General features: G+C 41.7%; 9 protein-coding genes. 5 read left to right on the forward strand and 4 right to left on the reverse strand.

The window, feature by feature from the left end; all coding sequences use genetic code 11:
• Position 1 precedes the first annotated feature (1 nt).
• The gene (locus NQ505_RS08505; protein WP_009000213.1) at positions 2–3,217 is read right to left on the reverse strand and encodes a SusC/RagA family TonB-linked outer membrane protein; all 3,216 of its coding nucleotides are present in this window, start codon (positions 3,215–3,217) and stop codon (positions 2–4) included.
• A 494-nt stretch (positions 3,218–3,711) separates the two neighbouring features.
• Between NQ505_RS08505 and NQ505_RS08510 the strand changes: the two genes are divergently transcribed.
• The gene (locus NQ505_RS08510; RefSeq protein ID WP_050547482.1) at positions 3,712–6,048 is read left to right on the forward strand and encodes a hypothetical protein; all 2,337 of its coding nucleotides are present in this window, start codon (positions 3,712–3,714) and stop codon (positions 6,046–6,048) included.
• 48 nt (positions 6,049–6,096) lie between these two features.
• On the opposite strand, the gene buk is transcribed toward NQ505_RS08510, so the two are convergent.
• Together buk and NQ505_RS08520 are read right to left on the reverse strand one after the other, a co-directional pair.
• Positions 6,097–7,158 (reverse strand): butyrate kinase, encoded by a 1,062-nt coding sequence (gene buk / locus NQ505_RS08515; protein ID WP_009000211.1) that lies wholly within the window; start codon positions 7,156–7,158, stop codon positions 6,097–6,099.
• Positions 7,159–7,183: 25 nt separating this feature from the next.
• Positions 7,184–8,143 (reverse strand): phosphate acyltransferase, encoded by a 960-nt coding sequence (locus NQ505_RS08520; protein ID WP_004296252.1) that lies wholly within the window; start codon positions 8,141–8,143, stop codon positions 7,184–7,186.
• A gap of 179 nt (positions 8,144–8,322) precedes the next feature.
• Between NQ505_RS08520 and NQ505_RS08525 the strand changes: the two genes are divergently transcribed.
• The 4 genes from NQ505_RS08525 (at position 8,323) to NQ505_RS08540 (ending at position 11,644) form a co-directional block, all read left to right on the forward strand.
• Positions 8,323–9,126 (forward strand): glycoside hydrolase family 16 protein, encoded by an 804-nt coding sequence (locus NQ505_RS08525; RefSeq protein WP_009000210.1) that lies wholly within the window; start codon positions 8,323–8,325, stop codon positions 9,124–9,126.
• 8 nt (positions 9,127–9,134) lie between these two features.
• Positions 9,135–10,043, forward strand: coding sequence for an LD-carboxypeptidase (locus NQ505_RS08530; protein ID WP_009000209.1), 909 nt, complete (start codon positions 9,135–9,137; stop codon positions 10,041–10,043).
• Positions 10,044–10,113: 70 nt separating this feature from the next.
• Complete coding sequence (locus NQ505_RS08535) at positions 10,114–11,109, forward strand: M20 family metallopeptidase (protein WP_032853760.1); 996 nt, start codon at positions 10,114–10,116, stop codon at positions 11,107–11,109.
• Between the two features lie 109 nt (positions 11,110–11,218).
• Positions 11,219–11,644, forward strand: a complete 426-nt coding sequence (locus NQ505_RS08540; protein ID WP_004306960.1) for a SufE family protein — start codon at positions 11,219–11,221, stop codon at positions 11,642–11,644.
• Positions 11,645–11,657: 13 nt separating this feature from the next.
• Here the strand turns inward: NQ505_RS08540 and NQ505_RS08545 are convergent, their stop codons facing one another.
• Positions 11,658–12,437: a CPBP family intramembrane glutamic endopeptidase gene (locus NQ505_RS08545; RefSeq protein WP_004296247.1), complete on the reverse strand. Its 780-nt coding sequence runs from the start codon at positions 12,435–12,437 to the stop codon at positions 11,658–11,660.
• Positions 12,438–12,490 lie beyond the last annotated feature (53 nt).

The raw sequence follows: 12,490 nt of genomic DNA on the forward strand, positions 1-12,490 counted from the left end.
TTTAAAAACTGAAATTAAGTCCTATCGTATATGCCGTCGTATTCGGATATTTGTTACCGTCATTCGTTCCCAGTTCAGGGTCCCACAGTTTCCAGCCGGAGATGGTAAACAGGTTGGTTCCCATCATATAGACACTTGCATTTTTGATATTCAATTTGTGGCATAAAGTCTCGGGGATACGATATGAAAGTTGCAGGCTTTTCAAACGGAAGAAACTCATATCTTTTAACCACCAGGTGCTGTTTACATAGTTATTCTGATTTCCCGGTGCATCGTTGCCATAAGAAAGGCGGGGATAGAATGCATTCTGGTTAGGATTATTTTCTGTCCAGCGGTCGTCGATATTACTGAAAACATTTCCAGCGGAAGAATTATTGAAGGCATGCACAAATCCGGAAATCAAACGGTCGGCTTTGGCAGTTCCCTGGAATAATGCTCCAATAGAGAAAGCTTTGTAATCAAGGTTGAATCCAAATCCATAGTTAATCTTGGGAATATCTCCGTTTCCTATCCAGGAAATATCATCATCATTGATAGTGCCGTCTCCATTCAGGTCTTTGTACTTGATATCACCGGCACGCACTTGGTTCAAGCCTACCTTATACGGAGTAGGGAAAGGTTGTGCCGTATTTTGTCTTTGCGCTTCCGGCAATGCCAGCCAGTTCTTTATGGCGTCGATATCCTGTTGCGTATATAGTCCGTTGGCGGTAAAGCCTTCCAGAGCTTTCAGGCTATGTCCCTCTCTGTTTCTCCAGGGAAACTTTTTGTCAGGAGTGTCATCATCCACCCAGACCACATCCGTATAAGTGAAATTACCTCTTACGGTCAGTGCCAGGTCTTTATTGAATTGCTTGAAATATTCCAGTGACAGGTCGTATCCTTTTGTTCTGGTTTTACCTACGTTGCCATAAGGTGTTTCCTGAAATCCGGCGAATCCGGGTAGGGAGTTGGTGCGGTTTAATAGAATTTGCTTTCTATTTTCCTTGTAGAAGTCAACAGTAACGGATAGCTCGTCACGGAAGAATTTCAAGTCGATACCTAAATCCTGCTTGTGAGCAATTTCCCAAGTTAAGGGAGTAGCTGGGTTTTTAATGCGGACTCCGTCAACTCCGACGTTGCTACCGAAAGTATCCCCATAGTCAGCCGCCCAGTCATATTGGTCAATATACATAAAACGTCTGGCTGCACCGTCCACGTCGCTGCTACCGACACGACCGTTTGTATAGCGTACCTTCATGAATGAAAATACATTTTGAATCGGTTCCCAGAATTTCTCGTTGGAGAGTACCCAGCCGACACCGAATGCAGGGAAAGTACCGAAGCGTTTGCTTTTAGGGAAGTTCTCCCCACCATTGTATCCGATATTGAATTCGGCAAAATAACGGTCGTGCCATGAATAAGTAGCCCGGCCGGCAATACCTTGCAGGCGATAAGGTAATGAACCAATAAAATCACCGGCGTCATTGATGGTTTTGCTTTGTTGGGTATATACGAACATTGCTCCTACACGATGCTTACCGAATACGCGGTCGTAATTCAGGGAAGCTTCGAGATTATCTTTGCGATAACCACCGAAAGTTCCACTGAAAGCTAGGGCATTACTACCCTGATCCCAAGTAGTTTTTAAGATGGGATTTCCGGCTGCATCATACGGTTCACCTGTGCGGTCGGCGAAGTAATATGTATTTTCTCTTTTTGTATAAGAGGATTCACGACGATTGGAAACGTCGTATGCATACATGACACTTAATTTTAACCCTTCGGTCAGCATACTTAAATCTTGGGTCAATCGTACATTCGCCATGATTTTATTATCTATCGTTTTGCGGTATCCTGTTTTAGTAGCTTCTGCATATGGATTACGGTTACCACCTTGCGTGTGGAGTCCCGGAACATATTCTACTCCATTAGCACGAAACATCACCGGGTACAAAACCGGGTTAACTTCGATGGTTGAGGAGAAAATCGATTCGGTATTAACTCCCGGATAATTACCATTCCCCAAATGTCCCTGTGCTCCGATTTCTACGGTAGTTGAACTGGTGACTTTCATAGACAGATTGGTGAGGAAGTTGTACCGGTCATAATTGATGCCCGTATTATAATTCTCATAATCATTTTCCCGTACCATTCCTTTTTCGTTGAAATAGCTGATAGAAGCATAGAATTGTGCCATTTGGCTACCTCCCCGTATATTTGCATTGACGCGTCGCTGATGTCCCCAATCTTTGAATACTACTTTTTGCCAGTCTACGTTCGGATATAGAAGCGGGTCCATGCCCGATTCTGTATTTTTAATGTAAGAGGGCAGATACATTGGCGATAACCCGTCGGTGGTTAATGCCTCGTTGGCTGTATTCATATAAGTGATACCATCAGCGAATTTAGGCTGTTTGGTGAATTGGGTAAAACTTTCGTAATAGTCTACATTGACTACCGGCTTGCCTATGATACCCGGTTTCGTTTTTACGATAACCACTCCATTTGCACCACGCACACCATACACAGCAGTAGCGGACGCATCTTTAAGTACGGTAATAGATTCTATATCTCCCGGATCGATATCATTGAACGGACGTTCCACTCCGTCCACAATCATCAGCGGGTTCGAATTGTTGGGCGTGGAATATCCTCGAATCCATATATCCGATGCATCCTTTCCCGGTTCTCCCGTACGCTGAACGGCAATAACGCCAGACAATCTACCCACCAAAGCGGAAGTCAGACTTGCGGAAGGCATTTTTATATCCGATACTTTCAATGAGGATTGCGAACCGATAGAACTGATTTTCCGTTGTTGGCTATAACCTACCACTACCAGTTCGTCCATTTCATTAATAGTTTCTTCCATGATAATGTCGTAAACGGAAGCACTACCGATATTGATTGTGACAGGATTGAATCCAATATAGGTAAATGCGACCTGTGGATTTTTATCTGATACATTCAATGTATATAGTCCGTCCAAATTAGAGATCGTTCCATTTTGAGTACCTTTCTCCATTACATTAACGCCAGGCAGTGGCTCACCTTCTTTATTAGTGACACGTCCTGTTATTCTTTTCGTTTTCGTCTGATTTTGCCATACGATCTCGCTGTCTGATTTGCCTTCCTTCTTTTCCGTCTTTTCTGATGCGGATGAAGGAATGCTTAAAAACATCAACAACAGAACCATTAAGGAACTTTTTGTCGAACAGGGTTTCAATGCATTTCTCATACAAGGTTAATTCAATTAATTATTTGACTACATTTCTTTTGTTATGAATCACTTTTCAGTGTTTTCATGTGTTGCCAACGTTGACTGTCCCAACCGGTTGAGACATGACAAAAGTATAGCTTCGGGGTTAAAGTCGTGGTTAAAATCGGATTAATGCGGCGGTTAATGGGGGCTTTTTTTGTTAACCCCGCTAAAGAAACTATCGCAAAAGTATTCTTTTTATTATGTTATTCAACTCTAAAAATATATCTTTGTTCCGCATGAATCTATAAGATCAGTCATCATCTATGTGGAATAGACAAATATACCTTACTGTTATTGTTTGTATTGGTGTTCTTTTTTTGTCGAATCATTTATGTGCTCAAGGCTTAAAATTTCAGAGAGACGAAAATTCGATTGAAAACAGAACCTCATACAATGTCTTTGCCTATAAAAGTCACACGTTTAAAGACCGGCTTGATATTGCCTTCGACTATGCGGCACCAGAAACGTCGATGAGAGGAAATGTGCTCCGTATCAAGAATGAAAAGCAGAATCTTATTTATACATTGTCCTTTAATAGTGAGGAACAGGATGTAATTTTCAAGCTGAATGAAGAAGGAAAACAGAATCTGGTTACGTTACATTTGAATAAGGAAGAGTTCAATCGCCGACGATGGCAACAGGTGCAAATCCTATTTAATCTGGTTAAAAACGACGTCACATTAAAGGTTAATAAAGAGAGATCAACTTGTCCGGACTTAAATTTTGCAGAGCAAAGCTGGAAGCCGGTGATGTATTTCGGACGTAGTGAATATATTATTGATATTCCTTCTTTCGGAATTCGTAATTTGTCCGTCAAAGATGATAAAACTACTTTCTTATTTCCCCTGAATGAAAACAAAGGAAATGAAGTGCACGATTTGGAGGGAAGCCGTATCGGTGAAGTGGTATGTCCGGTATGGATGATAAACGATGCTTATTTCTGGCGACATAAAGTAACCTTTGAATCGAATGAAGTGGCGGGGGCTATGTTTAATGTTCACAACCAGGAAATTTATTATTTTAATGACAAGCAGATAACAACTTATAATACAACGAACGGCACTTCCAACACGAAAGAATATGCTGCTCCTTGTCCGATGAAATTCCGTTTGGGCACGAGTTTTGTCGATACCGGGCAAGAACGGTTGTATGCTTATGAAGTTTATGATCCGCCTTTTAGCGGGTATGCAAGTGCATGGTATGATTGGCATAATAACCAGTGGACTCCATTGAGCTATGATGTTCTGCCTACACAACTGCATCATCATAGTGCCTTTTATGATGAGACCAATCATCGGTACATTATTTTTGGCGGTTTTGGTAACCATCGTTTTTCCAATCGGTTCTATGCGATGGATGTGGTGACAGGGAAATGGAGTGAAATCAAATATACGGGCGATCATATTGATCCGCGTTATTTTACTTCTATGGGATACGAACCGTCTTCCAATTCTCTGTATATCTTTGGAGGAATGGGGAATGAGTCCGGGGATCAGGCTATTGAGCGAAGATACTACTATGACCTCTACAAACTGGACTTGAATACGAATCATCTGAAAAAGATGTGGGAAATTAAATGGAATCAAGCAAACATGGTGCCGGTAAGAAATATGATTTTACCAGGGGATTCTACTTTCTATACTTTGTTCTATCCGGAACATTATTCCCAGTCGTATTTGTGCCTGTATCGGTTCTCCATATCCGATGGGTCTTACCAAGTATACGGTGATTCTATTCCTATGCGTTCTGATAAGATAGCAACCAATGCTAATCTTTATTACAATGCAAATAGAAACGAACTTTATGCAGTGACTTTAGAATTTGATAATCAAGATCAGGCATCAGTTTCCAATATTTATAGTCTCTCTTTTCCACCCATCACAAAAGAGCAGATGGAAGTAGACGACACTTCGAGTCTATTTTTCTGGATCATGCTTGTTGGCGTTATTGTCATTGCGGCTTTGTTGGCTGTTGTTTCTATTTATATTTTTATAAAAAGAAAGAATCGTTCCGAAAATCAAATTGATAATGAGGAACTGGAGTTGCCGGAGGGAGAAGGGGAAATTGTGGATAACCTGCATAATCGTCCTAATTCGATTTATTTATTTGGAAACTTTTCAGTCAGGGATCGGCATAATCGGGAAATTAATTACCTGTTCAGTCCTAAACTAAAACAAGCTTTCATCTTGATTTTCGAATATAGTCTTTCCGAAGGAATCACCTCGCAAGAATTGAGTGAACAATTATGGCCCGACAAGACAGAGAATAAGGTAAAGAATATCCGGGGAGTTACCCTGAACCATCTGCGGAAAACACTGGCTGAATTGGATGGCATTTCTCTTGTTTATGAGAAGAATGTTTTTCGTTTGATATTGCAGGAACCTTGTTATTGTGATTATCTGCAATGTATGGAGATATTGACGGGTAATCCTGTAGAAGAACAATATGAACGACTCTGTGAGATTGTATCGCAGGGAGCTTTCCTGAAATCATTGGATATTCCTTTATTCGACCATTTCAAGGCACTGGTGGAGGCGCAATTAGAACCTACATTAAGCAGACAGGCAGAAGTGTGGTATGAAGAAGAGAAATACACCAAAGCTATTGCGATGGCTAATGCTAGTTTTAATTTAGACCCGTTGAATGAAAAATCATTGCGTATAATCATCGGTGCTTATTGTAAGCAGGGGCTATATAAGGAGGCAAAGACCAGATATAAACTTTTTGCAAAGCAATATCAAATGCTACAGGGGGAAAACTATTCTGTAACTTTGCAGAGTTTATCAGGAGGAGTTGTCCTTAATTAAAGGAAACAATGTCGTATTTATAACTGAATAGCCTTTTTGTGCGACTGCCTATTTATAGATTTGTATCGGCAATTCCCCCTTTAGTGCTCCTATGGCATTAAATGCTAACGACTCCATTTCATTCTCTCCGGGATAAACATAGATGGGAGCCAGGAAAGAGATTCTCTTTTTCAGTCTTGAAATCACATGGTCCGAATAGGCGATACCTCCTGTCAGAAGGATGGCATCTATCTTCCCACAAAGTACGGTGGCACTGGCTCCTATTGCTTTTGCAACATTGTAAATCATGGCATCCAGTATCAGTTCCGCTTTTTTATCTCCTTCTTCGATAGATTGTATAATGGCGGGAACATCGGTTGTACCTAGATGGGCGGTCAGTCCGGCGCGTCCGGAGATACGTTTTTTCAATTCGTCTTTGGTGAGTTGACCGCTAAAACATAGGTCGATCAGTTGACCGGCGGGAAGTGTACCGGCACGTTCCGGTGAGAAAGGACCTTCACCGTCCAATGCATTGTTGGCGTCAATGGCTCGTCCGTGGTGATGGACTGCGACAGAGATGCCACCTCCCAGATGGCAGATAATTAAATCCAGATTTTCGTATTGGGTTCCCTGCTCTTTGGCAAAGCGGCGGGCGATTGCTTTCTGGTTTAATGCATGCCAGATGGTGATCTTCGGCATTAAAGGAGAACCTGTAATGCGTGCTATATCCTCCAGTTCATCCACCACTCCCGGATCAGCAATGAAAGCCGGACAGTTGGGTAATGTAGAAGCCAGTTCGCTGGCAATTAATCCTCCTAAGTTACAGGCATGGGTACGCATGGCATGTACGGTATCACGTTTCATGGCCTCATTTACCTCATACACTCCGCCCGGTATCGGTTTCACTAAACCGCCGCGTCCGATGATTGCATCAAAAGAAAAAGGTATCTTATTGTTTTCCAATTCTTGTAACACCAGGTTTTTCCGGAATTCAAACTGGTCTATCACCTCAGGAAAAGCGGATAGTTCTTCTACAGAATGTTTTATATTACTGACAAACAGCGGAGTTTCATTTTCGTAAACTGCTATTTTAGTAGAAGTAGAACCGGGGTTGATAACCAGAATTTTCATGAATAGTAGGCTTTTAGTGGTGAATTTAGAATGATGAGCCGGTGACTTGGCTGACTTGTTTTCTGCATTTGCAATCTCCTGACACTTGTAAGCATGCCATTGCAATGCTGTAATATTTGGACAAGCCGGAATCACTACGCGATGGAAGTACTACAGGGCAAATAGGACCTTGCAACAATCCTGCCATTTCTGCTTGTGCGAACAGAGAGACGGATTTGTAGAATGCATTACCCGATTCAATGTTCGGGAATATCAAGACATCTGCCTGTCCGTTGATAGGAGATACAATCCCTTTAATATCACCACTTGCTTGCTCGCAGGCAGTACGTACATCCAGCGGACCGTCAATAATCACATTTCCGAATTCTCCCGCTTCGGCAAGTTCTACGATATTCACATAATCTAGTGAATGAGGGAACTTGGCACTCACTTTTTCTGTGCAGTGAATCAATGCGACACGCGGTTGCTCGATGCCAAAGTGACGGCAGGTGCAGATAGCATACCAAATCATTTCTATACGTTGCTGTAAAGTAGGACGCGGAATGACAGCGGCATCCGAGAAGAAAAGCAGTTTATGGTAAGTAGGAATTTCCATTACTGCCAGATGCGTGAGGATTTTCCCTTTCGGTAACAAACCTTTTTCTTTGTCGAGTATGGCATGCAGTAAGTTGTCCGTATTGATAATCCCTTTCATCAAAATATCCGCTCCTCCTTCACGCACAATGCGGACAGCTTCGCGCGCCGCTTCATCCGGATTTTCTATGTGGATGGTTTTTACGTATTCAGGATATTGTTTGAGCGTGGGATATTTCTTCAGAATGGTAGAATCTCCAATCATCAGAAATTCTGCAATCCCTTCTTCCAAAGCACGGGAGATGGCATATTCAGTGTTAGGATCGTTCGCACAGACCACGGCAATTCGTTTTCTATGGTTTAGTTTTTTAAGATGAGCCGTTAACTGGGCAAAATTTAGAATAGGTTCCATAACGTTAGATTTTTAGCAAATATCAGAAAAATGATTGAAAAAATAATGATTATAACCCGAAAAATTACATCCATTATGTAACATTTTGCTATATTTTATTTGTTTTGGCTGTTGGATGTGCATGGAACCGTTTTTTCCTGTATTTTTGCAAATAAATCCCCCAATAAAATAAAAGCACCATGAAACAGTTTAAAAATCTATTATTTCTTAGTTTTATTCTCCTTTGTTGGACGCTTGTTTCCTGTAAAAGCAGCAAGACGTCTTCCGGTTGGTCTTTGATCTGGGAAGAGAACTTTAATCAGAAAAAGAGTTTCGATTCACAGGTCTGGAGCAAGATTCCACGAGGTAAGTCAGACTGGAATAACTATATGACAGACTTTGATTCCTGCTATGCCATGCGTAAAGGCAAACTGGTGTTGAGAGGTATTGTCAATCATACCCAACGCAATGACACTGCCCCTTATTTGACAGGTGGTGTGTATACAAAAGGTAAAAAGGCTTTTACGAACGGGCGTATTGAGATTTGTGCCAAGTTGAATGCGGCGGGAGGAGCATGGCCTGCCATCTGGATGTTGCCTGAAGGAGCGGCATGGCCATCTGGCGGTGAGATTGATATCATGGAACGTTTGAATAACGATTCTATTGCTTATCAGACAGTTCATTCCCATTACACTTATACGCTGGGGATCAAGGATCATCCGGTATCACATTCTACGGGAGTGATTCACCCTGACCGCTACAATATTTTTGCAGTCGAAATGTATCCGGATAGTCTTTCATTTTATGTCAATGATGTACATACGTTTACTTACCCCCGCATACAAACGAAAGAAGAAGGACAATTCCCTTTTAATCAGCCCTTTTATCTGCTGATTGATATGCAGTTGGGAGGTTCGTGGGTGGGAGCAGTCTCTCCCGAGGATCTTCCGGTAGAAATGGAAGTGGACTGGGTGCGTTTTTATCAACGAAAGTCAATAAAATAAGAACATATATGGATATTCAATTTCCTCCCTTTTTGCAGAAAGGTGATAAAGTGGTTATTGTATCACCTTCGAGTAAGATAGACCAACAATTCCTGAAAGGAGCCAAGAAACGGATGGAATCATGGGGCTTGAAAGTGGCTATAGGAAAACATGCCGGAAGTTCATCCGGAAGATATGCCGGGACAATCAAGCAGCGGCTGAAAGATTTGCAGGATGCGATGGACGACCCTAAAGTGAAAGCTATTCTTTGCAGCCGTGGAGGGTACGGGGCGGTACATTTGATCGATAAAATTGATTTTACGGCCTTTCGTGAACATCCGAAATGGTTACTGGGCTTTAGCGATATAACCGCTTTGCACAATCTGTTTCAGAAAAATGGATATGCTTCCCTTCATTCATTGATGGCCCGTCATCTTACGGTGGAACCGGAAGACGATCTTTGTGCGAACTATCTGAAGGATATTCTATTGGGAAATATTCCTTCTTACATGTGCGAGAAGCATAAACTGAACAAGCAGGGGACGGCACAAGGCGTTTTGCATGGCGGTAACATGGCGGTAGCCTACGGTTTGCGTGGCACTCCTTATGATATTCCGGCGGAAGGCACTATACTGTTTATTGAAGATGTTAGTGAACGTCCGCATGCCATCGAACGTATGATGTATAATTTGAAACTGGGGGGCGTATTAGAAAAACTGTCCGGATTGATTATCGGTCAATTTACAGAATATGAAGAAGACTGTTCGTTGGGCAAGGAACTGTATGCTGCTTTGGCAGATTTAGTAAAAGAGTATGATTATCCCGTGTGTTTCAATTTCCCGGTGGGACATGTGACTCATAATCTCCCGCTTATCAACGGTGCAAAAGTAGAGCTTGTGGTGGGAAAGAAAAATGTGGAACTAAAGTTTATATGTTAATAATCCATTCCATCTGAACGATGCTGTGGTGAAAATGACTAATTTTGAGGCTTTAATAGATAAAAGGACGATGAAAAAGAAAACTATGATAGTATTAATGAGTGCCTTTTTGTTATTATCAGCATTCTCTTGCGGTGGAGGTAACAAGGCAAATAGTACGAGTGAACAAGACGAAAAGACAGTTGTGAATGTACCTCAGTTTGATGCGGATAGTGCTTATTTGTATGTAAAGAATCAGGTAGATTTCGGACCTCGTGTTCCTAACACTAAAGAACATGTTGCCTGTGGCAATTACCTTGCCAGTCAATTAGAGGCTTTCGGTGCTCAAGTGACTAATCAATATGCTGATTTGATTGCTTATGACGGTACGCTGTTGAAAGCGAGAAACATTATCGGTTCTTATAAGCCGGAAAGTAAAAAGAGAATCGCTTTGTTTGCACATTGGGATACACGCCCATGGGCTGATAACGATCCTGGCGAGAAGAACCATAAAACTCCGATTCTGGGTGCAAATGATGGTGCCAGTGGGGTAGGAGCTTTGCTCGAAATAGCTCGTCTGGTCAATCAGCAACAACCGGAATTGGGGATTGATATCATTCTGTTGGATGCAGAGGACTATGGTGCGCCACAGTTTTATACAGGAAAGCATAAGGAGGAATTCTGGTGTCTGGGATCGCAGTATTGGGCACGTAATCCTCATGTACAAGGATATAATGCACGTTTTGGTATCCTGCTCGATATGGTAGGAGGTGAAGGCAGTGTGTTTATGAAAGAAGGGTATTCGGAAGAATTTGCTCCGGACATAAATAAGAAGGTTTGGAAAGCGGCAAAGAAAGCGGGTTACGGAAAGACTTTCATGGATGGAAACGGAGGATTTGTAACAGACGACCATCTGTTCATAAATCGTCTGGCACGTATTAAAACGATCGATATCATTCCCTACAATCAGGAAGGTGATTTTACCCCGACATGGCATACTGTCAATGACAATATGGAACATATTGATAAGAATACGTTGAAAGCAGTCGGTCAGACGGTATTGGAAGTGATTTACAATGAGAAATAATAGAATTGAGAAATAATATAATAAGGTGTTGATAGATTGATATGCCGGTTTTAAATACGGCATCTGCTATTCGCACACTGGTATATTGTCTAATTAAATAATTACTATAATGTCAATTAATGAACTACAAGATGAAGTGATTGCGGAATTCAGTGACTTCGACGATTGGATGGACCGTTATCAATTACTTATTGATCTGGGGAATGAGCAGGAACCACTTGAAGAAAAATATAAGACGGAACAAAATCTGATTGAAGGATGCCAGAGCAGGGTATGGCTTCAAGCGGATGATGTGGATGGTAAAATCGTTTTTAAAGCAGAAAGCGATGCTTTGATTGTAAAGGGGATTATTGCCTTGTTGATTAAAGTCCTTTCCGGACATACTCCTGATGAAATCTTAAATGCAGATCTTTATTTTATAGACAAGATCGGACTGAAAGAGCATCTATCGCCAACGCGTAGCAACGGTTTGCTGTCGATGGTAAAACAAATACGAATGTATGCATTAGCATTCAAAGCGAAAGAGGGGAAGTAAAAACTTCCCTTTTTTATTGCTGCTTTTGGGAAGTCAGGTGGTTCATGGTCAGTATGATACCGATAAACAGGAGGATTGACCCGAATAGGACGATGAGATACGGGGTACCGTTAATCAGGTCGTCCATATTTTCTGCTTCGGGATATTTGATGCTAAGATAGACTGACAATGAGTTGTTTAGTACATGCATCAGTATACAAGGTATCAGACTGCCTGTTTTGTAATAAGTCCATGCCAGCAGGATACCGATCAGAAAAGCCGGAAGGATCTGGGCGGGATTTATATGAAAGACACCGAACAGAAGTGCGGAAATCAGAATTGCTTTAGTCGGATTGTATTGCTGAAGTAAAGCGTGTGTAATGGCTCCGCGAAACAATAACTCTTCAAGTACGGGACCTACGATGGCTATTGCAAGAATGCCGCCCCAACCGGATTGGAGAATGTTGAAAGATTGTTCCATGATATTGGGAATCCAATCCAGCAGGCTCATTAGTGAGGAGACTGCAAACCCGCAAGTGAGGATTGCAATGGCACTACAGACCAGATAAGGGGCTGACACAGGTAACCATGTTGCCTTCTTTTTACTGATATAACCGGCTTTCCATAGATAAATACCCATCATAATCTGACCGGCTAGTTGTGCCGGGATCATAATCATTTGCGTCAGAGTGACTTTATCCAGATTTCCCGTGGTGACGAACAAATAGATCGTACAGGGAATCATAATCAGGATTGGAGCAATAATCTGCGCAATGAGAAGGTCTATTAATACTAACTTGATAGCCGTTTTCATGTTTTTTTATTTAGTGGTAAAGAAACTATAGATAAACATAGCTAACATGGATA

Origin of the sequence: Bacteroides sp. D2 (assembly GCF_025147085.1) — a bacterium.
GTDB lineage: Bacteria > Bacteroidota > Bacteroidia > Bacteroidales > Bacteroidaceae > Bacteroides.